Consider the following 22,668-nt stretch of genomic DNA (forward strand, 5'->3'; position numbering starts at 1 on the left):
CACCCGTCGTGAGCGCGTCGTGAGCGCGTCGTGAGCACGGTCTCGCACCCGCGGCTCGAGCCTCGGCGGGGTGCGACCGTGCGCTCGTGGTGGGGCAAGGCGTGGCAGCGGGCCGTCGAGGAGGCCGCCTACGCCGAGGCCGACCTGCGGCGCGGGCGCGCCCACGCCCGTGCCGGCGAGGTGGGCTCGGTGACCGTGGGGGCGGGCACGTTCCTCGCGGCGGTGCTCCACGGCGACGACGCGTGGGCGGTGTCGGGGGCGGTGCCCGTGCTCGACGAGACCGCCCGCGCCGCCCTGGTCGAGGTGGTGCGTGCCGAGTCCGGGCGGGTCCCGGCGCTGCTCGGCGGCGAGCTCCCGATCGACCTGGTCGAGCAGGCGGAGGAGGCGGGTGTCGAGCTGCTGCCCTACGGCGGGGAGCTCACGACCACGTGCACCTGCGACGGCTGGCCGGACCCGTGCCGGCACGCGCTCGCGGTGCTCACGGTGCTCGGCTGGCTGCTCGACGTCGACCCGCTCGTGCTGCTCGCGCTGCGCGGCCTGCCGCGCGACGAGCTGCTCGTCGCGGTGCACGCCGCGGGCCGTGGGGTGGCTCCGGGGGCCGACGACCGGGCCGACGACGGGTGGGACGCCGGCGGGGTCGGCGGGGTCGGCGCCGAGCCTGACGGGGACGCCGACGTCGAGGTGGCGCTCGACGCGGCGTTGCGGGCGGCCCGCGTCCTCGCGGTGCTCGACGAGGGCGGCGACCCGACCCACCTGCTCTGACCCGGCGCCCCGGTGAGCCGCCGCGGCCGCGGATTGCCCGGGGCGCCGGCGTGCGGCGTACGATCTGCGGGGCAGAGGGTTCCTCGCGCGGCCGTGGAGGTGGGACGGCGCGCACGGCTCCGCCCTACCCGGGCACCGACCCTCGAGGACCCCCGTGTCACCGCTCGCCTCCTACCGCCGGCTGCTGCGCGTCGCCGGCCCGCTCTACGTCGTCGTCGCCTTCGTCGGACGGTTGCCCGCCGCGATGTCGCAGCTGGGCACGCTGCTGCTGGTCTCGCAGGCCACCGGCTCCTACGCCGCGGGCGGTCTCGCCGCCGGCACCCTCGCCGTCGCCAACGCCGTCGGCTCCCCGCTCGCGGGTGCGATGGCCGACCGCGTCGGGCAGCGCCGCGTCGTGACGGCCCAGGCGCTCGGTGGCGGGCTGGCGCTGCTCGCCCTCGTCGCAGCGACCCGGGCCGACGCCGACACCCCGGTGCTGGTCCTGGCGGCCGGGGTGGCCGGGCTGCTCGTGCCGCAGGTCGGCCCGCTCGCCCGGGTGCGCTGGCGCCCCATGGTGCACGGCGAGGGCGCGCTGCGGCCGCGGCTGGTCGAGGCGGCCTTCTCCTACGAGGGAGCGGCCGACGAGGCGTCCTACGTGCTCGGGCCCGCGCTCATCGGCGTCGTCGTCTCCCTGCTCGACCCGGGCGCGGCGGTCGCGACGGCCGCGGGGCTGCTGCTGGTCTTCGGCACGTGGTTCGCGCTGCACCCGACGGCGACGCTGGTCGACCCCGACCGCCACCTGCTGCCCGGCGGCCGGCTGCTGGTGCCGGCCTTCGCGGTGCTGCTCGGCGCCCAGCTGCTCGTCGGCGTCCTCTTCGGATCGGTGCAGACCGGCACGAGCGTGCTGGCAGAGGCGGAGGGCCGCCTCGGCCTGGCCGGGCTGGTGCACGCCGTCCTGGGTGTCGGCTCCGTCTGCGCCGGGCTCGCGGTCGTGGCGCTGCCGGCCCGGTTCAGCCTGCCGCGGCGCGGTCTCGCCTTCGCCGCGGGCATGGCCGTGCTCGCGCTGCCGCTGCTGCTCGCCGACTCGCTCGCCGCGCTCGCGCTGGTCGTCCTGGTGCTCGGCACGGTCATCGCGCCCTACATGATCACCGTCTTCACCGCGGGCGAGCGGGTCGCGCCGCCCGCCCGCGTCGGTGCCGCGATGACACTGCTGGCCGGCGCCACCGGCATCGGCTACGCCGTGGGGTCGAGCACCGCCGGTCGCCTCGCCGACGCCGTGGGGACCAGCGTCGCGGACGGCGGGCACACGGCTGCCTTCGCCGTCACCGTCGCCGCCGGGTGCGGTGCCCTCGTCCTGCTCGCGTGCGCGCAGCGGCTGCTGTCCTCCGCTCTCGCCGAGGGGTCACTCGCTGGGGACTCGGCGGCAGTCGGTGTGGTCGAGGGGTCACTCGCTGGGGACGTCGAGCCCCGCAAGGCGGTCGAGGGGTCACTCGCTGGGGAGCGCCCGCCCAGCGCGTGACCCCTCGGCGGGTGGGCAGCGCGTGACCCCTCGGTGGGGGGTCAGGGGGTGAGGACGGGCACCGCGAGGGCGCGCAGTGCCATGCCGGTGAGGACGCCGCGCATCTCCTCGTCGTCGAGGAGGCCCGAGTGCGGGGTGGAGTTGATCAGCCCGAAGGCGGCGTGCGCCGTCGCGCGGGCGCCGTCGAGGCCGAGCACCGGGTCGAGCGAGCGGACCTGGGCGGCCCACAGGTCGACGTACGCCCGCTGCAGGCCGCGGACCCGCTCGCGGGCGTCGGGGGGCAGCGACTCCCAGTCGCGGTCCTGCACGACGATCAGCGCACGGTGCCGCAGCGCGAAGTCGACGTGCCAGTCGACGAGGCCGCGCAGTGCGGCCGCCGGGTCACCCCCGGCCACCGCGACCCGCTCCCGACCGACGGCGAGCAGCTCCTCCGAGATCGAGACGAGCATCTCCGCGAGCACGGCGTCCTTGCTCGGGAAGTGCTTGTAGAGCGCGGGTCCCGAGATGCCGCAGGCCGCGCCGAGGTCGGCCACGGAGACCCCGTGGAAGCCCCGCGCGGCGAAGAGCTCCGCCGCGGTGCCGAGGATCTGCGCCCGCCTGCTCACCACGGCAGGTTAGCGACCGTTCACCTCGGGGGGGGGGCGGCGTCCACGGCGCGATCGCGCCGGACGAGGCCGGGGACCGCCGCTGGACGCCGCAGGTTAACGATCGCTAACCTGGGACGCATGAGCGAGCTCCGCGACCTCGTCGCCGACCTGCGCGCCCGGCTGGCCGTCGCCCGGCAGGGCGGGAGCGAGGCGGCGCGGGCCAAGCACACCGCGCGCGGCAAGCTGCTCGTGCGCGAGCGGGTCGACCGGCTGCTCGACCCCGGCAGCCCCTTCCTCGAGCTCAGCCCGCTCGCGGCGACGGGCATGTACGGCGCGCGCGACGGCGAGGAGGCCGTGCCCAGCGCCGGCATCGTGACGGGCATCGGCCGCGTGCACGGCCGCGAGGTGGTCGTCATCGCCAACGACGCCACGGTCAAGGGCGGCACCTACTACCCGATCACCGTCAAGAAGCACCTGCGCGCCCAGCAGGTCGCGGCCGACAACCACCTGCCCTGCATCGCGCTGGTCGACTCCGGCGGCGCCTTCCTGCCGATGCAGGACGAGGTCTTCCCCGACCGCGAGCACTTCGGCCGGATCTTCTTCAACCAGGCCAACCTGTCGGCGCAGGGCGTGCCGCAGCTGGCCGCGGTCATGGGCTCGTGCACCGCGGGCGGTGCCTACGTGCCGGCGATGAGCGACGAGACCGTCATCGTCAAGGAGCAGGGCACGATCTTCCTCGGCGGCCCGCCGCTGGTGAAGGCCGCGACCGGCGAGGTCGTCACCGCCGAGGAGCTCGGCGGCGGTGACGTGCACGCCCGCACCTCCGGCGTGGTCGACCACCTCGCCGAGGACGACGCCCACGCGCTCGCGATCCTGCGGGGCATCGTCGAGACGCTGCCCGCGACCGGGGCACGGCCCTACGCCGCCGCGACGCCCGCCGAGCCGCCCGCGCCCGTCGAGGAGCCGCTCGAGGACCCCGAGACGCTCTACGACGTCGTGCCCGCCGACACCCGCACGCCCTACGACGTGCGCGAGGTCGTCCGGCGCCTGGTCGACGGCAGCCGCCTGCAGGAGTTCAAGCGGCTCTACGGCGAGACCCTGGTGTGCGGCTTCGCGCGCATCCACGGCCACCGCGTCGGCATCGTGGCCAACAACGGCATCCTCTTCAGCGAGTCGGCGCTCAAGGGCGCGCACTTCGTCGAGCTGTGCAACCAGCGCGGCATCCCGCTGGTCTTCCTGCAGAACATCACCGGCTTCATGGTCGGCCGGGAGTACGAGAACCGCGGCATCGCCCGCGACGGCGCGAAGCTCGTCACCGCGGTGGCGTGCAGCGTCGTCCCGAAGTTCACCGTCGTCATCGGCGGTTCCTTCGGCGCCGGCAACTACGGCATGTGCGGGCGCGCCTACGACCCCCGCTTCCTGTGGATGTGGCCCAACGCGCGCATCTCGGTCATGGGCGGAGAGCAGGCCGCCTCGGTGCTCGCGACCGTCAAGCGCGACGGCCTCGAGGCGCGCGGCGAGCAGTGGAGCGCGGAGGCCGAGGAGGACTTCAAGGCCCCGATCCGCGAGCAGTACGAGCACCAGGGCTCGCCCTACTACTCCACCGCCCGGCTCTGGGACGACGGCGTCATCGACCCCGCCGACACCCGCCGCGTGCTCGGCCTGGGCCTCGCGTCCGCCGCCCACGCGCCCGTGCCCGCCCCCGCCTACGGCGTCTTCAGGATGTGAGCCAGATGTTCGACACCGTCCTCATCGCCAACCGCGGCGAGATCGCGGTCCGCGTCGCGCGCACCTGCGCGCGCCTCGGCATCCGCGCGGTGGCCGTCGCGACCGACCTCGACGCCGACGCCCCCCACGTGCGCGCCTGCGACGCGGTGGTCCGGGTGCCGTCCTACCTCGACGTCGACGCGGTCGTCGGCGCGGCGCGGGCCTCCAGGGCCCAGGCGGTCCACCCCGGCTACGGCTTCCTCTCCGAGCGCGCCCCCTTCGCCCGCGCCCTGGAGGCCGCCGGGATCGCGCTCGTCGGGCCGAGCGCCGACGTCATGGACGCGATGGGCCGCAAGGACGCCGCCCGCGACATCGCCGTCGCCGCGGGCGTGCCGGTCGTCCCGTCGTACTCCCTCGACGACGACCCCGCCACCTTCGCCTACCCCGTGCTCGTGAAGGCCGCCGCCGGCGGTGGCGGCAAGGGCATGCGGGTGGTGCGCTCCGAGGCCGAGTACGCCGCGGCGCGCGACGCCGCCGCCCGCGAGGCCGTCTCGGCGTTCGGCGACGGCACCCTGCTGGTCGAGAAGTACGTCGAGCGCGGTCGCCACGTCGAGGTGCAGGTCATGGCCGACACCCACGGCACCGTGCTGCACTTGCACGAGCGCGACTGCTCGGCGCAGCGGCGCCACCAGAAGGTGCTCGAGGAGGCGCCGGCTCCCGGGCTCACCGACGAGCAGCGCCGCGGGGTGCTCGACGCGGCCGTCGCGCTGGCCGCCCACGTCGGCTACACCGGCGCCGGCACGGTCGAGTTCCTCCTCGACGAGGCCAGCGGCGAGGCGTACTTCCTCGAGATGAACACCCGCCTGCAGGTGGAGCACCCGGTCACCGAGGCCGTGACCGGGCTCGACCTCGTCGAGCTGCAGCTGCGCGTCGCCGCCGGCGAGCCGCTCGGGCTCACCCAGGCCGACGTCGGGGCACCGCGCGGTCACGCGATCGAGGCGCGCGTCTACGCCGAGGACGCCTACGCCGGGTTCCTGCCGCAGGCGGGCCAGGCCTCGATCGTCCGCTGGCCGACGGGCCTCGGGGTCCGGGTCGACCACGCGCTCGAGGACGGGCAGGTCGTCTCCACCTCCTACGACCCGATGCTCGGCAAGGTCGTCGCGCACGGCCCCGACCGCGAGGCCGCGCGTCGAGCGCTGGTGCGCGCGCTCGACGAGACCGCCGTCCTGGGGCTCACCACCAACACCGGCTTCCTGCGCGAGCTGACCGCGAGCGAGGCCTTCACCGCGGGTCCGGTCGACACCGCCTGGCTCGACCGCGTCGACGTCGCCGCCGAGCTGACGCCCGCCGACGCCGACACCGCGCGGGTCGTCGCTGCCTGGACGCAGGCGATGCTGACCGCGCTCGCGAGCCCGGCGGGCGACCCGTTCGCCGCCGACGGCTTCCGCCTCGGCGCCGACCCGGCGCCGCAGCTCGTCGAGCTCGACCGCCCGGTCGTCGTGCACCGCGCGCCCGGCGGCCTGGCGGGCAGCGTCGACGGCCTCGCCGTCCGCCAGCGCGAGGCCGCCCGGCACGTCGTCGTGCTCGACGTCGACCACGACGGGGCCACCCGGCGGCACCGCGCGGTCGTCGACGCCACCGCCCACCGCGTCGAGGTCGTGCTGCGGGGCCAGCGCCACGTCTTCACCCGTCCCGACGTGCTCGCCGACCACGGCCCGGTCGCCGGCGACGGCGCCGTGCTCTCGCCGATGCCGGGCACGGTGCTCGACGTGCGGGTGGCCGAGGGGCAGGCCGTCAGCGCCGGTGACACCCTGGGCCTGGTGGAGGCCATGAAGATGGAGCTGACGCTCACCGCGCCCTTCGACGGCACCGTCACCCACGTCGGCGCCGCCCCCGGCGACCAGGTCGCGCTCGGCCACCCGCTGTTCACCGTCGAGCCCGAGCCCGAGTCCGAGCCCCGGCCCGAGGAGGCGGCGTCGTGAGCGAGCCGACAGGGACGACCAGGCAGCCCACGCCGCAGCCCACGCCCCAGCCCACGGCGAGCACGCCCGCCGCGCCGGCGCCGGCCGCGCTGCCGATGACGGTCCCCGCCCCCGGCCTGCCGGAGCGGGTGACGATCTGGGAGGTCGGCCCGCGCGACGGCCTGCAGAACGAGTCGGGCCTGGTGCCGACCGAGGTGAAGGCGGACTTCGTGCGTCGGCTCCTCGCCGCCGGCCTGCCCGTGGTGGAGGCGACCAGCTTCGTGCACCCGCGCTGGGTGCCGCAGCTGGCCGACGCCGCCGAGCTCGTCGGCCTGCTCGCCGACGACCCGGGCGTCGACCACACCGCGCTGCCCGTGCTGGTGCCCAACGAGCGCGGCCTCGACCGGGCCCTCGAGCTGGGTCTGCGGCGCATCGCCGTCTTCGGCTCGGCCACCGAGACCTTCGCCCAGCGCAACCTCAACCGCTCCCTCGACGAGCAGTTCGCGATGTTCGAGCCCGTGGTGGCCCGTGCCCGCGCCGAGGGCCTGGACGTCCGCGCCTACGTCTCGATGTGCTTCGGCGACCCCTGGGAGGGGGCGGTGCCCGTCGACCAGGTGGTCGCGGTCGGTCGCCGGCTGCTCGACCTCGGGGCGAGCCAGCTGAGCCTCGGCGACACGATCGGGGTCGGCACGCCCGGACACGTCACCGCGCTGCTGCAGGCCTTCGCGGCGGCCGGCACCCCGGTCGAGGACCTCGCGGTGCACTTCCACGACACCTACGGCCAGGCCCTCGCCAACGCGTACGCCGCGCTCGCGGCCGGCGTCACCACCTTCGACGCGAGCGCGGGCGGCCTGGGCGGCTGCCCCTACGCGCGGAGCGCCACCGGCAACCTCGCCACCGAGGACCTGCTGTGGATGCTGCAGGGCCTCGGCGTCGAGACCGGCGTCGACCTCGACGCGGTGGCGGCGACCAGCGTGTGGGTGGCGGACGTGCTCGGCCGGCCCAGCCCGTCGGCGGTCGTGCGCGCGCGTGGGGCACAATCACGCGCATGAGCCGCGCGGTCTACCTCCACGTGGGCGCGCCGAAGACCGGCACCACCTACGTGCAGGACCGGCTCGCCCGCAACGCCGAGAGCCTCGCGCGGCACGGCGTGCACTTCCCGAGCCGCTCGCGGTTCGTGGACGCCGACCTCTTCCACTTCCAGGCCGCGCTCGACCTGCTGGGGCAGGACTGGGGTGGCCCGCCGGGCCACGCCGAGGGCGCGTGGGAGGCGATGCTGCGCCGCGTGCGCCGCTCCTCGGGCACCGTCGTCATCAGCCACGAGATCCTCGCGCCGGCCACCCGCGACACCGTCTGCCAGGTGATGCGGGCCCTCGAGGACTCCGAGGTCCACGTCATCTACTCCGCGCGCGACCTCGCCCGGCAGCTGCCGGCGGCCTGGCAGGAGAGCGTCAAGCAGGGCCGCAAGTGGTCCTTCGCCCGCTTCCTCGACCGCGTCGAGCACGGCAACCCGTGGTTCGCCCGGGCCTTCGACCTGCCGCGGGTGCTCGAGACGTGGGGCACCCAGCTGCCGCCCGAGCGGGTGCACGTCGTGACCGTGCCGCACCGCGGGCCCGACACCCCGCCCGACCTGCTGTGGCACCGCTTCTGCGAGGTGCTGGGGGTCGACCCCGCGTGGGCTCCCCTCGACACCGACCGCGAGAACCGCTCCCTCGGCACCGCCGAGACCCAGGTCGTGCGCCGCCTGAACCGGCGGATGGGCCGTAGCGCCCGGCGCGAGGCGGAGTTCGACCACCTCGTGCTCGAGCACCTCGCCCAGGGCCACCTCGCCGACCGCGGCTCGCCGCCCGTCCGGCTGCCCCCCACGGCGTACGACTGGGTCGAGGAGCGCACCGAGCGCTGGCTGGAGTGGCTCACCGGCAGCGGCGTCGACGTCGTCGGCGACCTCGACGACCTGCGCCCGCGCCGACCCGCGCCCGACGCCCCGTGGCACGACCCCGACCGGGTGCCGCCCAAGCTCGTGCTCGGCGCCGCGCTCGACGCGCTCGAGGGCATGACCCGCGAGGCCGCGCGCCGCCCCGACCCCGACCGCGCCCTCGCGGCGCGCCTGCGCCACCAGGCCCGGCGCCTGCGCGAGCGGTGAGCCCCGCCCGCAGCCCTGCGGACTGGGTCGCCCACCTGCGCTCCGGCGGCACCACCCCCTGGCCGGCCTTCCGCGACGGCGCTCCCGCCGACCCTGCCGGCCCCGCCGACCCCGCCGTCCCCGCCGACCCCGCCCTGCGTCGTGCGGATCCGACGCGATCGCGCGCGGAGCGCATGACGCACGCGGGGGAGGCGGAGGGCCCCGTCGGCGCGCGTCATGCGGATCCGACGCCACCGCGCGCGGAGCGCACGACGCACGACGCCGGGCACCCGCGGCACTTCCCCGGCGCCCAGCAGCTCGAGCTGCTGCGCCGCCTCACCCTGGCCGCGGGGCAGCCGGTGCCGGCGGCGCTGGCCGACCGCGTCCTGAGCGCTGGTACGACGGGACGTGGCCACCCCGACCTCGACCTGGTCGGCGCGGCGGGCGCGCCCGACCCCCGGGGCGACTCCCGCGGCGAGACCCGCGGCGTCGACCCCACGGCGCTGCCGGCCGAGGAGCTGCTGCGCGTCGCGGTGGGCCTCCTGGCGGAGGACCTCGCGGCCACCCCGCCGCCGACCGTCGAGGCGCCGGTGTGGTCGGTGCTGCTGCGCCGGCGCTACCGCGTGGTCGGCGACCCCCGGTTGGCCGACCCCGTGCGCGAGGAGCTCGCCCGCCGCGGGCGCACCATCGGGGGCCGCGACGCACGCGTGCTCGTGCTCGGCACCGGCACCGAGCAGATGCTGGCCGACGCGTGGGTCTCGCGCTTCCTCGACGTCGGCGCGCCGCCGTGGACCGCGTGGCTCGCGGAGTGGGCCGGCCGCGACGCCGTGCCGACGCGGGTCGACCTGGCCGCGGCCGCGCGCACCTGGGCGGGGCGTGCCGGCACCCGCCGCCTCGTCGTCGTGCTCGACCCGACCGCGCTGCCGCGGCTGGTGCGCAGCCGCACCCTGCCCGCCCCGCCCGACCCGGTGCCGGCCCACGCCGCCGAGCTGGCCCGCCGGGTCGCGGAGGTGCTGGGCCTGCTGGTGGAGCCCCGGCGCCGCGAGGTCCTGGTCGGCCGCACCCTGCTGCCCTGGGTGGCCGCGGTCGCGCGCCGCGCCGACCCGCTGGCGCCGCCGCCCGGCGTACCCCCGCGGTTGCGGCCGTGGCTCGAGCGCAGCGCCCGGCGCCTGCACGACGAGGTGTTCGCGGGTGGCTACCCTGTCGTCGGCGACCCGGAGCGGCTGCTCGACGACCACGAGGGGGTCGTGCCGACGACCGCGGGGGCGCTCGACGTCGCGATCGCGGCCCTGCTCGGCGGCGGGCCCGCCGACCTGCCAGGAGGGGGACCAGCGTGACCAGGCGCGTGCTGCTGCACGTCGGGACCCCGAAGACGGGCACCAGCTACCTCCAGGACGTGCTCTTCCGCAACCGCGAGCTGCTCGAGGAGCACGGCGTGCGCTACCCCGCGCACCGCTTCGACGCCCACTTCCTCGCCGCGCTCGACCTGATGCGGCTGCCGTGGGGCGGCCTCGAGACCGAGGCGGTCGGCGCCTGGGACGCACTCGCCGAGCGGGTGCGCGACGCCGAGGGCACGGCCGTGGTCAGCCACGAGATCCTCGCGACCGCCTCACGCGCGCAGGTCGAGCGGGCGCTGACCTCGCTGGGCCACGGCCGCCCCGGCGTCGAGGTGCACCTCGTGCTGTCGGTGCGCGACCTGGTGCGCCAGCTCCCCGCCGAGTGGCAGGAGAACGTCAAGCACCGCGCGACGCTGTCCTTCGCCCGCTTCCTCGACGAGGTCCGCGACCCCGCGCGCAGCAGCAAGGTGGCCTCGTGGTTCTGGGGGGTGCAGGAGGTGCCTGCGATCCTGGACCGCTGGGGCCACGCGCTGCCGCCCGAGCACGTCCACCTGGTCACCGTGCCCGCCCCCGGCGCCCCGCCCGACCTGCTGTGGCAGCGATTCAGCCACGCCTTCGGCCTCGACGACCTGCCGATCGACCTGCACACCGACCGCGGCAACCCCTCGCTCGGCGTGCCCGAGACCGCGCTGGTGCGCCGGATCAACCAGGCCGTCAACCGCGACGTCGCGCCCGCGCAGTACCGTCCGCTCGTCCGCGAGCTGCTCGCCCACCAGACGCTCTCGCGGCGCACCGGCTCGCCACGCCTCGCGCTGCCGCCCGAGGCGGTCGCCTGGGCGCAGGACCTCTCCCGGGGGTGGGTGGAGCAGGTCCGCGACCGAGGCTACGACGTGGTGGGCGACCTCGAGGACCTCGTGGGGCTGGCGCCGCGCGCCGCCTGGAGCGACCCCGACGCCCCTGCCGAGGACCAGGTGGCAGGCGCCGCGGTCGACGCCGTGCGGGCGCTGCTGCTCGAGCACGCCCGTCGCCTGGAGACCGAGGAGGCGCTGCGCCGCGAGCTGCGCGAGGCCCACGAGGCGCTCGAGCGGTCCTACCTGCGCCCGTCCTACCGGCTGCGGGAGAAGGTCGTGCGCCGGTTGCAGTCCAGCGGCGCCGGCCAGCGCCTGCTGGAGGTCTACCGCCGGGTGCGGGGCAGGAGCTCGCGGTCGGCGTAGCGGCCGAGCTTCCAGGTGGCGTAGCCGTCGGCGCCCGCGCCGACGAGGCCGCCCACCACGGGCACGCGCTTGCCGACGGTCGTCGCCATCCGCTTGCCGACGACCCGGCTGACCAGGTCGGTCGCGACGACGCGCGAGACGGTGCGGTCGAGCTCTGGGGTCGTGCCGGGCGCGGTCGCCAGCGCCATCGGTGAGCCGGGCAGCTCGCCCTTGCGGACCATCTTCGCGACGGTGTCCTCGCCGAGGAGGGTCACCAGCACCGCGTTGCGGACCCGCGGGTCGTCGAGGTCGTGGCCACGCAGGTGCGCGATCGCGGCGACCATGCGGCACTGCAGCAGCGTGACACCGGTGACGTTGGCCGGGATGGTCACGGCCGCGGTCACCAGGCCGCCGATGTTGGTGGCGAAGCCCTGGGCGCCGGCGAGGCGTACGTGGTTCTCGATCACCTCGTGGATCGCGCGGTCGACGTGACCGCCCTGCTCCGCGAGCTGCTTGTCGGCCGCCTTCACCGCGGGCGGCAGCGGCCCCACCCCGGCGACGGCGCGGGCGAGCGCCTCGCGCACGAAACCGGTCGTGAGGTCGGGTGCCAGCTGCGTGATGCGCGGCGCCAGGCTGCGCCCGACGCGTCCCTTCAGACCCATGCCGCGAGCCTAGCCAGGGTCGTCGTGCCCGGGCACCGCCCCGGGGTGGGGTCGGCCGCGCGCCCTACGGTGGGTGCGTGCCCGTCGAGCCCCCGCCCACGCCGTGGCACTTCGGCGACGCCGCCCGCTTCCCCGACGACGACGACCTGGTCGCGATCGGCGCCGACCTCGAGCCCGGCACGCTGCTGGCGGCCTACCGTCGCGGGCTCTTCCCGATGCCGTCCGGCCGCCGGCGGGACCCGCCGTACTGGTTCTGCCCCGTGCGCCGCGGGGTCCTGCCACTCGGCGGCGGGCCACACGGCGGCCTGGTGGTCTCGCGGTCCCTGCGCCGGTCGCTCCGGGACTTCGAGGTGCGCGTCGACACCGCCTGCGCCGAGGTCGTCGACGCCTGCGCCGACCCTCGCCGGCCCCAGGGCTGGATCGACGACGACGTGCGCGCGGCGTACCTCCGGCTGCACGACCTGGGATGGGTCCACAGCGTCGAGGCGTGGCAGGGCGAGCGGCTGGTCGGCGGCCTGTACGGCGTGGCGGTCGGCGGGCTCTTCGCCGGCGAGTCGATGTTCCACCGGGTCCGCGACGCCTCGAAGGTCGCGCTGGTCGGGCTCGTCGACCTGCTGCTGGCCGGCACCGACCCGGCCACGCGGGGCGAGCGGCTGCTCGACGTGCAGTGGTCGACGCCGCACCTGGCCTCCCTGGGGGTGGTCGAGGTCGAGCGCGCCGACTACCTCGCGGCGCTGCCGCGCGCGCTGGCCCTGCCGGCCGCCCCCGCCTTCGCCGGCTGAGCCGGCTGGCCGTCGGGGCCCTCAGACCACCTGGGGCGGGGCGCCGCGCTCGCTCACCATCGGTCGGCCGGCGGCCTCCCACTCGAGCATGCCGCCGTCGAGGTTGACCGCCTCGACGCCCTGCTGCTGCAGCCACGCGGTCGCCTGCGCGCTGCGCCCGCCGACGCGGCACACCACGAGCACCTGTCGGTCGGTCGGCACCTCGTCGAGGCGCTGCACCAGCTCGCCGAGCGGCACGTGCAGCGCGCCCTCGACGTGGCCGTGCTGCCACTCCACCGGCTCGCGCACGTCGAGCACTGCGAGGCCCTCGGGCAGGGGGTCGGGCACCCCCGTGATCGCCACCGTCGGCACGGCCTGGCCAGGCTGCTGCGTCATGGGTCGACCCTAACCGCGCCCCCGCTCGGACCCCTGCTGCCGACCAGGGGCGGTGACGGGTCAATTGCTGGGTTGTCGCCCACCTACTGATGGGTAACCGGGCGACAACTCAGCAATTGCAGGCTCGAGGCCCGGCCCCCGCCCGCCGCCGGGTCAGGCGGCCTTGCGCGCCCGGCCGTCGAGGACGCGCAGCAGCACGTCGGGGCGGTCGGTGATGATGCCGTCGACACCGAGGCCGATCGCGCGCTCCATGTCCGCGACCTCGTTGACCGTGTAGACCGAGGAGGTCATCCCGACGTCGTGCACCGCCTGCACGTAGGCCGTGTCGACGCTGCGGTGGCTCGGGTTCACCTGGTCGGCCCAGGTCGCCAGCTCGGGCAGCAGCGCGGGATCCGGTCGCCCGAGCAGGCCGACCGGGACGGTCGGCTCGAGCGCCTCGTAGGTGCGCATCGACGGCCAGTCGAAGGACTGGACGACGAGCCGGTCCGCGCGGACGGCGGAGTCGACGTAGCCGGGCACGGCTCGCATGTCGGCGACGATCTCGGCCTCGATGCCGGGGTAGAGCGCCGGCGACTTCACCTCGAGCAGGAGACCGGCCCGGCTGCGCCGCAGCTCGAAGACGGCCTCGCGCAGGGTGGGGATGCGCTCGCCGGCGAAGGAGGGTGCCTTCCAGGAGCCGGCGTCGAGGCGCTGCATCTCGGCGTAGGTGAAGTCCCCGACGCGCCACGGCGCGCGGCCCGGGAAGACCTCCTCGACGTCGGTGGTGCGGGACAGCGTCGTGTCGTGCACCAGCACGAGCACGCCGTCCTTGCTGCGCTGCACGTCGACCTCGACGAGGTCGGCGCGCAGGCGCACGCCCTCGCGGACCGCGGCGAGCGTGTTCTCCGGGGCGTAGGCGCTCGCCCCGCGGTGGGCGACCACGGTGACGTCGTCACCGGGAGCTGCCAGCGCGAAGGTCGCGGCCGCCGCGGTGAGCGCCGCCGTCGTGCCGAGGGTGACGGCCAGGCGGCGGGCGGCGCGGCCGAGCGTCCGGGAGCGTCGCGCCGTGGGGGAGGTGAGCAGGGTGGTCATGGTGGTGCCTCTCCGAGAAGGGGTGGAGGCTCAGACTCAGCCAGGCCGGGGCGACGGTCCCGTGGCCGGTGCGTGAACCGCGGCGGGGCGTGCGGTGACCACTGGCACCGATCGGTGCCGTGCTCTATCATCGCCACATGCCGATGAGTACGCCGCAGCAGACGGACCTCCTCGACGCGGCGGCGTGCCTGTTCCACGGGTTCTCCGACCCGACGCGGCTCGCCATCCTGCGCCACCTCGCGCTGGGGGAGCACCGGGTCACGGACCTGGTCGCCCACGTCGGTCTCGCGCAGTCGACCGTGTCGCAGCACCTCGCCTGCCTGCGCGACTGCGGCCTCGTGACCTCGCGCCCGGTCGGCCGGGCCTCGCTGTGGTCGCTGACCCACCCCGACGCGCTGGAGTCGCTCTTCGCCGCCGCCGAGCAGCTGCTCGAGCGCACCGGAGAGGCGGTCACCCTGTGCGCCGACCACGGGGTGGCCGGGCCCGGCGCCCGGCCCGGTCACACGCACGCCGCCCGGAGTGCGTCGTGAGCGCGTCCTGCCACGACGGCGCTGGCGACGACGCCGGGCACGACCACGGACCCGCTCACGGCCCTGACGCCGGCCGCGGCACGACCCACGTGCACACCCGCACGCACGTGACCGACCCGGCCCAGCGGGCCCGGCTGGGCCGGCGCGCCCAGCTCCTGGCGGGCGCGTCGGTCGCCTACAACGCGGTCGAGGCGGTCGTGGCCCTCACCGCCGGCGTGGCGGCCGGGTCGGTCGCGCTCGTCGGCTTCGGCCTCGACTCGGTCGTCGAGGTGTCCTCGGGGCTGATCGTGCTGTGGCAGTTCCGCCACGCGCTGCCGGAGTCGCGCGAGCGCGCGGCCCAGCGGCTGATGGCGGTGTCGTTCTTCGCCCTCGCGGCCTACGTGTCGGTGGAGTCGGCCCGGGCGCTGCTGACGGGGGCCGACCCGGAGACGTCGCCGGTGGGCATCGGCCTGGCGGCCGCGTCGCTGGCGGTCATGCCCTTCCTCTCGTGGGCCCAGCGGCGCACCGGCCGTGCGCTCGGCTCGAGCGCGGTCGTCGCCGACTCGACGCAGACGCTGCTGTGCACCTACCTCTCGGCCGTGCTGCTCGCCGGCCTGCTGCTCCACGCGACCTTCGGCTGGGCCTGGGCCGACCCGGTGGCCGGCCTCGTGATCGCCGCCGTCGCGGTCCGGGAAGGCCGCGAAACCTGGCGCGGCGAGGGCTGCTGCGGCGGGTCGTCGTAGTCCAGGGGGCACAACGGGCGCGGCGGCCGGGGAAGGCGCGTGCCGTCGCAGGCGCAGCAGGGCGGCGCTCCGTCGTGCCCGCTCGGTCACGACGGCGGCAGCGCTCGGCCGACCCGCACCACCGGCTCGTGGCGCACCGGGAAGGCGACGCTGCGCGCGATGAAGCACAGCGCGTGCGCGCGCGTGTGCGCGGCGGCGGCCGCGTCGAGCATCGAGGCGTCGGCGACCACCACCTCGGGGCGCAGCACCACCTCGGTGAACTGCCCACCGCCGTCGCGGTCGGTGCGCACCGTGCCGACCGCGCGGTCGACGTACGCCGTCACGACGACGCCCGCGTCGACGCAGACGTGCAGGTAGGACAGCAGGTGGCACTGGGCGAGCGCGGCGAGGAGCAGCTGCTCGGGGTTCCACCGGGCGGGGTCGCCGTGGAAGGTGCGGTCGGCCGAGCCGAGCAGGTCCGGCGGCGCCTGCCCCCGCACGGGCTCGGCCCGCACGACGTGGTCGCGGCCGTATCCCCGGTAGTCGCGCGTGCCCTCCCCGCGGTCGCCGGTCCAGGTGACGCTGAGGGCGTAGCCGTGCTCCACGACTACTTCAGGAACTTCGAGGTGCGCCGGTCGGCCAGCGGCTTCCCGCCGGTCTGGCAGGTGGGGCAGTACTGCAGGCTCGAGTCGGCGAAGGAGACCTCGCGCACGGTGTCGCCGCAGACCGGGCAGGGCTTGCCGGCCTGCGCGTGGACGGCGAGGTGCGACTTCTTCTCGCCCTTGAGCTCGCTGGCCGCGAGGCCGCGCGAGCGGGCGACCGCCGCGCCCAGGGTGGTGCGGACCGCGTCGTAGAGCGTCTGCACCTCGGTCTCGGTCAGCGACGAGGCCGGCTTGAACGGCGACATCCGCGCGGCGTGCAGGATCTCGTCGGAGTAGGCGTTGCCGATGCCGGCGATGGTGCCCTGGTGGCGCAGCACGCCCTTGACCTGTCCGCGGCCCGCGTCGGCGAGGATCTCGCGGAAGCGGTCGACGGTGAAGGCGTCGTCGAGGGGGTCGGGCCCGAGCGAGACGATGCCCGGCACGTCGGCGGGGGAGCGCACGACGTAGAGGGCGAGGCTCTTGCGGGTGCCGGCCTCGGTGACGTCGAGCCCGGAGCCGTCGTCGAGGGTGATGCGCGCGGCGAGCGGCGACTTGCCCCCGGGGCGCGGCGGCAGCTCCGGCACCTGGTCGCGCCAGCGCACCCAGCCGGCGCGCGCGAGGTGCATCACGAGGTGCAGCCCGGAGGCGCTGACGTCGAGGAACTTGCCGTGCCGCGTCACCCCGTCGACCAGGGTGCCCTCGAGGGCCGAGACCGGCGGGTCGAAGGTCTTGAGCGCTGAGAAGTTCGCCAGGTCGACGCGGACGATCGCGCGGTCGGTCAGCCGGCCCTGCAGGTCCAGGGCCAGCGCCTCCACCTCGGGCAGCTCGGGCACGCGACGAGCCTAGCGGCGGGTACGCCGTGCGGAGGGGTGGTCACGACCGGCGCCGCGGGCGCATGATGGCGTGGTGCCGACGCACGCGCTGCCCGACCCGACCCACGGCGCGGTCCTCCTGGACCCGCGCGGTGGCGGACGTGCGCTGCGCGCGACGTGGCACCTCGACCGCACCGACGAGTCCGGCCGGGCCGACCCCCTCGTGGTGCTCTCGCTGTGGCGCGACAACGTCTGCGCGGGGTCGTTCCGGCTGACCCCGGCCGAGGTGCCGGGGCTGGTCGCGCTGCTGGCTGGGGGCCTCGACGCGCTCGAGCGCCGCTCGGGCCCGGTGCGCACCGACGCGACCACCGGGGGTCCGGCAAGCGACGCCGGACACGCCGCTGCGGGTTGATCGGCGCCTCTGCCGACGACGCTAGAGAGCCGTATACGGTCCGATCGTGGACCCCGTGCGCAACCCCTACGCCCCCGGCGCCGGCCAGCGGCCGCCCGAGCTCGCCGGCCGCGACGAGCAGCTCGCCGCCTTCGACGTCGTGCTGCAGCGCGTGGCCAAGGGGCGTCCCGAGCGCTCCCTCGTCCTCACCGGGCTGCGCGGCGTGGGCAAGACGGTGCTCCTCAACGCCCTGCGCTCGGCCGCGGTCCGGCGGCAGTGGGGCACCGGCAAGCTCGAGGCGCGACCCGACCAGGGCCTGCGCCGCCCCCTGGCCTCGGCGGTGCACCAGGCGGTGCGCGAGCTCGGGCACGGCCAGGCCGACCAGGTCGACCACGTCCTCGGTGTGGTGCGCTCCTTCGCCCAGCGCGAGGCGGGCGCGGGTGCCAAGCTGCGCGAGCAGTGGTCGCCCGGCATCGACGTGCCGGCCGTGCGCGGCCGCGCCGACTCCGGCGACGTCGAGATCGACCTGGTCGAGCTCTTCACCGACCTCGGCGGTCTGGCCGCCGACCTGGGCAAGGGCATCGCGGTCTTCCTCGACGAGATGCAGGACCTCGGGCCCGACGACGTGTCCGCGCTCTGCGCCGCCTGCCACGAGGTGGGCCAGGCCGGCCTGCCGGTCATCGTCGTGGGCGCCGGGCTCCCGCACCTGCCCGCGGTGCTGTCGGCGAGCAAGAGCTACTCCGAGCGGCTCTTCGCCTACCACCGCGTCGACCGGCTCTCGCGCGACGCCGCCGACCGCGCGCTGAGCGCCCCCGCGGCCGACGAGGACGCGGCGTACACCCCGGAGGCGCTGGCCGCGATGCACGCCCTGACCGGCGGCTACCCCTACTTCGTGCAGGCCTACGGCAAGGCCGTGTGGGACCGCGCGCCGCGCAGCCCGATCACCGCCGAGGACGTCGCGGTCGCCGCGCCCGAGGCGGAGGCCGAGCTCGCGGTCGGCTTCTTCGGCAGCCGCTTCGAGCGGGCGACGCCGGCCGAGCGCGACTACCTCCGCGCCATGGCCGACGCCGCGACCCTGGTGCCGGACGGCGGCGCCGGGGCGGGCGAGGTCGACCCCGTCGGCTCGGTGTCGACCGCCGACGTCGCCGCGGTGCTCGGCAAGAAGCCGCAGTCGCTCTCGCCGGCCCGCGACTCGCTGATCAAGAAGGGGCTCGTCTACTCCGGCGAGCGCGGCCGCATCGCCTTCACCGTCCCCCACTTCGGGCAGTACCTCCGCCAGCAGGCCTGACCGGGCCCGACCAGGGGGTCGGCACCGCCACGACGCGCTGCGGCGCGTCGAGACGCTGCCGTCCCTCGCGGCGGGCGGGTCAGCGGCGGTCGATGCGGGTGACCCAGTACTCCGTGGTGGGGGTCGGCGGGGTGCTGAACCGCGCGTTGGGCAGGTAGAGCGAGCCGCCGAAGCGCGCGACGGTGGTCGGCACGTCGAAGTCGTCGTCGGTGAGCGTGCGCACGACCTCGCCCGAGGTGCCGTCGGCGCTGAGCTCCACCACCGCGACCTGCTCCTGGCGGTTGAGCACGGCGTACAGCGTCGTGCCCTCGAGCAGCAGGCCGTCGCCGTTGGTCAGCCGGGCGCCGCCGAGGTCGACCTGGGTCGCCTCGCCGGTGACGGGGTCGACGCGGTAGAGCAGGCCGGTGCCGGAGTTCACCACGAGCAGCGCGGAGCCGTCGGGGGTCTCGGTGAGGCCGTTCGCGCCGAAGCCGGTGCCCTGCTGCCACTCACCGCCGAGCGGCACGCGCACGGGCTCGGCCGGCAGGGCGCCGCCCGGACCCAGCGGCAGGGCGTAGAGCACCGGCGACTGCGAGTCGGTGAGCCAGACGGTGTCCTCGGTGAGCACGACGTCGTTGACGAAGGTCGGGCTGCCGGCCGGCGCGAGGCGGTAGCTGGCGAGGAGCTCGCCGGTGCGGCCGTCGACCACCCGGGCGTCGCCCGCGGGCCCGCCCGCGACGAAGACCCGGCAGCGCTGGTCGACCTTGAGGCCGACCGACGGGGTGCCCGGCCCCTGGCTGATGGTGCGGCCCTCGCCGGTGCGCAGGTCGACGCGGTAGACGTCGCCGTCGGCGCGGGAGCCGAAGAACGCGGTCGCACCGCGCCCCACGGTGATGCCCTCGGGCTGGAAGCCGTCGGGCAGCTCGATGCGGTCCGGGAAGCGCTCGGCCGGTGCGGCGGAGGCGCCGGGCGCCGCGACTCCGGCGGCGCCGAGCAGCGCGCCCACGGCGGCGACGGAGGTGACGGAGACCGCGAGGCGCGCCCGCCGGGTGGTGCGGGCCGCGCGTGCCGTGGCGGGGGAGCTGGAGGGGGAGCTGGAGGGGGAGGTGACGGGGGACATCGGACTCCAGGTGTCGGGGAGGGTGTCCGCGCCGGGGTGAGGCCCCGGCGCCGAGACTGGGACCGTTCCAGATTGCCCAACCGGACCAACCCGCAGGGGTGAGGTGGTGACAATGGGTGGCGTGAGCGAGCAGCCGGCGGCCAGCGCGCCCGCGGCCGTGCGACCGCAGGTGGTGGCGCACCGCGGTGCGAGCCACGCCGTCGCCGAGCACACGCTGGGCGCCTACCTCGCCGCGATCGACGAGGGCGCCGAGGCGCTCGAGTGCGACGTGCGCCTGACCGCCGACGGCCACCTGGTGTGCGTGCACGACCGCACGATGCGCCGGGTCGCCGGCTCGCCGGCCGCGGTCTCGACGATGGAGCTCGCCGAGCTGGCCGACCTCGACGTCGCCTCCTGGAAGCACCCGTGGGCCGACCTCGACGACGAGGCACCCGAGCGGGTGGCCGAGCACGGCAAGGTGCTGACGCTGCGGATGCTGCTGGAGACCGTCGCCGACCTCGACCGGCGGGTCGAGGTCGCGATCGAGACCAAGCACCCCACGCGCTACGGCGGGTTGGTCGAGAAGCGGCTCGTCGAGCTGCTGCGCGACTTCGGGTGGGACCGCGCCGACAGCCCGGCGCGGGTGATGAGCTTCAGCTACACCGCGCTGCAGCGCACCCAGCGCCTCGCGCCCGAGCTGCGCGTGGTGCAGCTGGTCGACAAGGCCCACCACTGGCCGATGCTGCGCCGGGTGGTGGGGCGGGACTGGGTGGTCGGGCCGGGCATCGCGGAGCTGCGCGAGCACCCCGGCCTGCGGCGCCACCTGCGCGGTCGCGAGGTCCACGTGTGGACCGTCAACACCCAGGCCGACCTGCGGTTGTGCCAGGAGATGGGGGTGCGGGCCGTCATCACCGACCGCCCGGCCTACGTCCGCTCCCTGCTCGACGGCTAGCCTGCGCCGCATGGGCAAGCGTCAACGCGACCGCGCACGCGCGGCGACCGGCACCTCTGCGAGCACCACCGGCGGCGCGGGAGGCGCCTCCGGCACCGAGGGCGCGGTCGGCCCGCGGCAGCCGTGCCCCTGCGGCTCCGGCAAGCGCTACAAGGCCTGCCACGGCGCGCCCGGCGGCGGCACGGCCTACGTCGCCCGGCCCTTCGCCGGCCTCGACTCCGAGTGCGACCTCGTCGCCCTGCGCGAGCTCGTGCCCGCGGCGACCGCCCCGCTCCCGCTGGTCGGCGAGCACGCCGACCGCTCCGTGCGCCTCGCCACCCTGCTCCCGGGCGCCGCGCCGGCGATGGTGCGCCCCGACGGCACGGTGTGGCTCGGGCTGCAGGTCCAGCACGCCTACGGCGACCCGTCCCGCGAGCTCGCCGCGGTCCTGCTCGCCGCGCTCGCGGCCGAGCCGGGCGAGACCGTGGGCCTGGCCACCGACCCGGGGCCGGGGCCGCGCCTGCAGGACCTCGTCGCGCCGGGCCCGCTCGACGTGACCGTGCACGAGGGCTTCGGCTACTGGCTCGACGACGTCGAGGACGCCGGCCCGGAGGCGGCCGCCGCGCTCGAGCAGGCCGACGCCTCGGTCCACCCGACCGCCAAGCTGGCCTCCGTGCCGTCGGGCTGGTGGACCCACGTCGGCACCAAGGAGCACCTGCGCTGGGTGATGCCGCATCCCGAGGACGAGCTGCTCGACGCCCTCGCCCGGCTCCACGCCGCGGGGCGCGACACGCTGGTCGAGGGGAGCCGCTTCGTCGGCATGTTCCGCGCCCACGGGTTGCTGACCCCGGTGTGGGACCTGCCGGTCGGCACGGGCGCCGAGGCCGTCGAGGACCCCGCCTCCGACTTCGGCGAGGCGCTCGCCGAGGCGCTCGCCGCGACTGAGCCGCTCACGGCGGCGGAGCGCTCCGCGCGCGCCGGCCTGCAGAACCGCCAGGTGACGATCCGCTAGACCGGCTCCGCCCGCTAGACCGGCTCCGCGCCGTACGCCGCTCCCGGCGGCCGCCTCCTGCGTCACCGTTGTGGCGGGGGCCGGGGGTGGCTACTGTGTGCCGCGGCCCGGTCGTCGTCGTTTCCCCCGTCGACGACGGCCGGGCCCTTCACCGCCGCCGCGCCCGTCCCCGGCGCCCGGTTCCGGCGATCTGCTGCGGGCGCGGTCGGGGGCTCCTACGGTGGCCGGGTGAAGCGCCAGGTCGTCACCGCCCTCGTCTCCTGCGCCGCGACCGTCACCCTGGTCGTCGGCGTCACCACCGGGGTCACGCTCGCCCAGTCCGCGGCGCCGTCCTCGAGCGCGTCGGAGCGCGCCGAGGTCGCCGACTGCGAGGCCGAGGAGGCGCGCGTCGAGCAGCTCCGCGGCTTCACCGCCACGCGCCAGCGCCAGCTGCGCGCCGCCGAGCGCCAGGTGCAGCAGCGTCGCCAGGCGGTGCAGCGCGCGAAGGGCCCGAAGGCCGAGCGCAAGGCACGCCAGGCGCTCGCCCAGGCGCGCGAGCGCCGCGAGGTCGCGCAGCGCAACCGGGCGGTGTCGCAGGCCAACCTGGCGCGGGGCGTCGAGGCGCTGCGCGCGTGCCGGGAGCAGGCCGCCGAGCCGACCGGGACGGCCACCGCGACCGCCGAGCCGACCGCGAGCGCGACTCCGGCGCCGAGCGGGACCGCCACCGCCACGGCCTCCCCCACCGCCACGGCCTCCCCCACCGCCAGTGCTTCCCCGACCGGCACGCCCACCGCCACCTCCACGGTCACGCCCACGCCGACCCCGAGCGGCACGGCCGCGCCGACCGGCCCGCTGCAGCCGCTGTGCGACGCCGGGCTGCTCCAGGAGGTCTGCGACGCGGCCTCGAGGCTGCCGGCGCCGGAGCCCGGCGCGCCGAGCCCGCTGCAGGCGCTCTGCGACGCGGCGCCGGAGCTGCAACCGCTGTGCGACGCCACGGCCGGGCTGCCGGACGTGCCCGACGCCGAGGGCGCCAGCCCGCTGCAGCCGCTCTGCGACGCAGGCCTGCCGCAGGAGCTCTGCGACTACGCGGTCGGGGTGCTGCCCGGCCCCGGCGGGCTGCCGCCGCTGCCGGACCTCGGCGACCTCGGGCTGCCCGGCTTCGACGAGCTCGTCGAGCTGCTCGGCGCCGCCTCGCCCGCCCGCGGCTGACGCCGGCCGGCACCCGGCTGCGCCGGTCGGAGCCGGGAC

Annotated in this window: 23 protein-coding genes; 16 read left to right on the forward strand and 7 right to left on the reverse strand. The window is 76.5% G+C overall.

Annotated elements, in window-relative coordinates; genetic code table 11:
• Positions 1-30: 30 nt before the first annotated feature.
• Positions 31-762, forward strand: coding sequence for an SWIM zinc finger family protein (locus tag BJ989_RS18570; protein WP_179516924.1), 732 nt, complete (start codon positions 31-33; stop codon positions 760-762).
• 154 nt (positions 763-916) lie between these two features.
• On the forward strand, positions 917-2,260 hold the full coding sequence (locus BJ989_RS02905; protein ID WP_179516925.1) for an MFS transporter: 1,344 nt from the start codon (positions 917-919) through the stop codon (positions 2,258-2,260).
• 41 nt (positions 2,261-2,301) lie between these two features.
• Here the strand turns inward: BJ989_RS02905 and BJ989_RS02910 are convergent, their stop codons facing one another.
• On the reverse strand, positions 2,302-2,865 hold the full coding sequence (locus BJ989_RS02910; RefSeq protein ID WP_179516926.1) for an SACE_7040 family transcriptional regulator: 564 nt from the start codon (positions 2,863-2,865) through the stop codon (positions 2,302-2,304).
• A 120-nt stretch (positions 2,866-2,985) separates the two neighbouring features.
• On the opposite strand from BJ989_RS02910, the gene BJ989_RS02915 reads away from it, so the two are divergent.
• The 6 genes from BJ989_RS02915 to BJ989_RS02940 are packed head-to-tail and all read left to right on the forward strand — an operon-like array spanning position 2,986 to position 11,188.
• Entirely contained in the window at positions 2,986-4,575 is a 1,590-nt protein-coding gene (locus BJ989_RS02915; protein WP_179516927.1) for a carboxyl transferase domain-containing protein, read from the forward strand.
• A gap of 5 nt (positions 4,576-4,580) precedes the next feature.
• Positions 4,581-6,536, forward strand: a complete 1,956-nt coding sequence (locus BJ989_RS02920) for an acetyl/propionyl/methylcrotonyl-CoA carboxylase subunit alpha (RefSeq protein WP_179516928.1) — start codon at positions 4,581-4,583, stop codon at positions 6,534-6,536.
• Positions 6,533-7,567 (forward strand): hydroxymethylglutaryl-CoA lyase, encoded by a 1,035-nt coding sequence (locus BJ989_RS02925; protein ID WP_425489980.1) that lies wholly within the window; start codon positions 6,533-6,535, stop codon positions 7,565-7,567. Before BJ989_RS02920 ends, BJ989_RS02925 begins: the two co-directional genes overlap by 4 nt.
• Positions 7,564-8,658, forward strand: coding sequence for a hypothetical protein (locus BJ989_RS02930; protein WP_179516929.1), 1,095 nt, complete (start codon positions 7,564-7,566; stop codon positions 8,656-8,658). The genes BJ989_RS02925 and BJ989_RS02930 overlap by 4 nt, the downstream gene beginning before the upstream one ends.
• On the forward strand, positions 8,655-9,974 hold the full coding sequence (locus tag BJ989_RS02935) for a hypothetical protein (RefSeq protein WP_179516930.1): 1,320 nt from the start codon (positions 8,655-8,657) through the stop codon (positions 9,972-9,974). The genes BJ989_RS02930 and BJ989_RS02935 overlap by 4 nt, the downstream gene beginning before the upstream one ends.
• Positions 9,971-11,188, forward strand: coding sequence for a hypothetical protein (locus BJ989_RS02940; protein ID WP_179516931.1), 1,218 nt, complete (start codon positions 9,971-9,973; stop codon positions 11,186-11,188). The genes BJ989_RS02935 and BJ989_RS02940 overlap by 4 nt, the downstream gene beginning before the upstream one ends.
• Here BJ989_RS02940 and BJ989_RS02945 read toward each other — a convergent pair.
• Entirely contained in the window at positions 11,149-11,829 is a 681-nt protein-coding gene (locus BJ989_RS02945; RefSeq protein WP_179516932.1) for an EcsC family protein, read from the reverse strand. The genes BJ989_RS02940 and BJ989_RS02945 overlap by 40 nt on opposite strands.
• A 77-nt stretch (positions 11,830-11,906) precedes the next feature.
• On the opposite strand from BJ989_RS02945, the gene aat reads away from it, so the two are divergent.
• A complete protein-coding gene (gene aat, locus BJ989_RS02950) occupies positions 11,907-12,611 on the forward strand; it encodes a leucyl/phenylalanyl-tRNA--protein transferase (protein WP_179516933.1) in 705 nt (234 codons plus the stop codon).
• A gap of 21 nt (positions 12,612-12,632) precedes the next feature.
• On the opposite strand, the gene BJ989_RS02955 is transcribed toward aat, so the two are convergent.
• A complete protein-coding gene (locus tag BJ989_RS02955; RefSeq protein ID WP_179516934.1) occupies positions 12,633-12,986 on the reverse strand; it encodes a rhodanese-like domain-containing protein in 354 nt (117 codons plus the stop codon).
• 153 nt (positions 12,987-13,139) lie between these two features.
• On the reverse strand, positions 13,140-14,057 hold the full coding sequence (locus BJ989_RS02960; protein ID WP_179516935.1) for a glycerophosphodiester phosphodiesterase: 918 nt from the start codon (positions 14,055-14,057) through the stop codon (positions 13,140-13,142).
• 137 nt (positions 14,058-14,194) lie between these two features.
• On the opposite strand from BJ989_RS02960, the gene BJ989_RS02965 reads away from it, so the two are divergent.
• Positions 14,195-14,587, forward strand: coding sequence for an ArsR/SmtB family transcription factor (locus BJ989_RS02965; protein WP_179516936.1), 393 nt, complete (start codon positions 14,195-14,197; stop codon positions 14,585-14,587).
• Positions 14,584-15,309: a cation diffusion facilitator family transporter gene (locus BJ989_RS02970; RefSeq protein WP_343049041.1), complete on the forward strand. Its 726-nt coding sequence runs from the start codon at positions 14,584-14,586 to the stop codon at positions 15,307-15,309. Before BJ989_RS02965 ends, BJ989_RS02970 begins: the two co-directional genes overlap by 4 nt.
• 86 nt (positions 15,310-15,395) lie before the next feature.
• Here the strand turns inward: BJ989_RS02970 and BJ989_RS02975 are convergent, their stop codons facing one another.
• Both BJ989_RS02975 and BJ989_RS02980 read right to left on the reverse strand, forming a co-directional pair.
• Positions 15,396-15,893 carry an OsmC family protein gene (locus tag BJ989_RS02975; RefSeq protein WP_343049042.1) on the reverse strand — a complete coding sequence of 166 codons (498 nt, stop codon included), beginning with the start codon at positions 15,891-15,893 and terminating at the stop codon, positions 15,396-15,398.
• A 2-nt stretch (positions 15,894-15,895) separates the two neighbouring features.
• Positions 15,896-16,762 (reverse strand): DNA-formamidopyrimidine glycosylase family protein, encoded by an 867-nt coding sequence (locus tag BJ989_RS02980; protein ID WP_179516937.1) that lies wholly within the window; start codon positions 16,760-16,762, stop codon positions 15,896-15,898.
• Positions 16,763-16,835: 73 nt separating this feature from the next.
• Between BJ989_RS02980 and BJ989_RS02985 the strand changes: the two genes are divergently transcribed.
• Both BJ989_RS02985 and BJ989_RS02990 read left to right on the forward strand, forming a co-directional pair.
• Positions 16,836-17,153, forward strand: coding sequence for a hypothetical protein (locus BJ989_RS02985; protein WP_179516938.1), 318 nt, complete (start codon positions 16,836-16,838; stop codon positions 17,151-17,153).
• Between the two features lie 46 nt (positions 17,154-17,199).
• Entirely contained in the window at positions 17,200-18,420 is a 1,221-nt protein-coding gene (locus BJ989_RS02990; protein ID WP_179516939.1) for an AAA family ATPase, read from the forward strand.
• Positions 18,421-18,499: 79 nt separating this feature from the next.
• On the opposite strand, the gene BJ989_RS02995 is transcribed toward BJ989_RS02990, so the two are convergent.
• Positions 18,500-19,519: an SMP-30/gluconolactonase/LRE family protein gene (locus tag BJ989_RS02995; RefSeq protein ID WP_246283386.1), complete on the reverse strand. Its 1,020-nt coding sequence runs from the start codon at positions 19,517-19,519 to the stop codon at positions 18,500-18,502.
• A 121-nt stretch (positions 19,520-19,640) separates the two neighbouring features.
• Between BJ989_RS02995 and BJ989_RS03000 the strand changes: the two genes are divergently transcribed.
• From BJ989_RS03000 to BJ989_RS03010, 3 genes are all read left to right on the forward strand, one after another.
• A complete protein-coding gene (locus tag BJ989_RS03000; protein WP_343049043.1) occupies positions 19,641-20,450 on the forward strand; it encodes a glycerophosphodiester phosphodiesterase family protein in 810 nt (269 codons plus the stop codon).
• Between the two features lie 10 nt (positions 20,451-20,460).
• Entirely contained in the window at positions 20,461-21,441 is a 981-nt protein-coding gene (locus tag BJ989_RS03005; protein WP_179516941.1) for a DUF5926 family protein, read from the forward strand.
• 228 nt (positions 21,442-21,669) lie between these two features.
• Entirely contained in the window at positions 21,670-22,629 is a 960-nt protein-coding gene (locus BJ989_RS03010; protein WP_179516942.1) for a hypothetical protein, read from the forward strand.
• The last annotated feature ends 39 nt before the right edge of the window (positions 22,630-22,668 follow it).

The sequence above is a fragment of the Nocardioides perillae genome (assembly GCF_013409425.1).
Lineage (GTDB): Bacteria > Actinomycetota > Actinomycetes > Propionibacteriales > Nocardioidaceae > Nocardioides > Nocardioides perillae.

Coding starts and splice junctions, on each gene's coding strand:
- BJ989_RS02995 (WP_246283386.1), bottom strand. CDS start 19,519: ATGTCCCCCGTCACCTCCCCCTCCAGCTCCCCCTCCAGCTCCCCCGCC.
- BJ989_RS02960 (WP_179516935.1), bottom strand. CDS start 14,057: ATGACCACCCTGCTCACCTCCCCCACGGCGCGACGCTCCCGGACGCTC.
- BJ989_RS02955 (WP_179516934.1), bottom strand. CDS start 12,986: ATGACGCAGCAGCCTGGCCAGGCCGTGCCGACGGTGGCGATCACGGGG.
- BJ989_RS02945 (WP_179516932.1), bottom strand. CDS start 11,829: ATGGGTCTGAAGGGACGCGTCGGGCGCAGCCTGGCGCCGCGCATCACG.
- BJ989_RS02930 (WP_179516929.1), top strand. CDS start 7,564: ATGAGCCGCGCGGTCTACCTCCACGTGGGCGCGCCGAAGACCGGCACC.
- BJ989_RS02920 (WP_179516928.1), top strand. CDS start 4,581: ATGTTCGACACCGTCCTCATCGCCAACCGCGGCGAGATCGCGGTCCGC.
- BJ989_RS02965 (WP_179516936.1), top strand. CDS start 14,195: ATGCCGATGAGTACGCCGCAGCAGACGGACCTCCTCGACGCGGCGGCG.
- BJ989_RS03005 (WP_179516941.1), top strand. CDS start 20,461: ATGGGCAAGCGTCAACGCGACCGCGCACGCGCGGCGACCGGCACCTCT.
- BJ989_RS02915 (WP_179516927.1), top strand. CDS start 2,986: ATGAGCGAGCTCCGCGACCTCGTCGCCGACCTGCGCGCCCGGCTGGCC.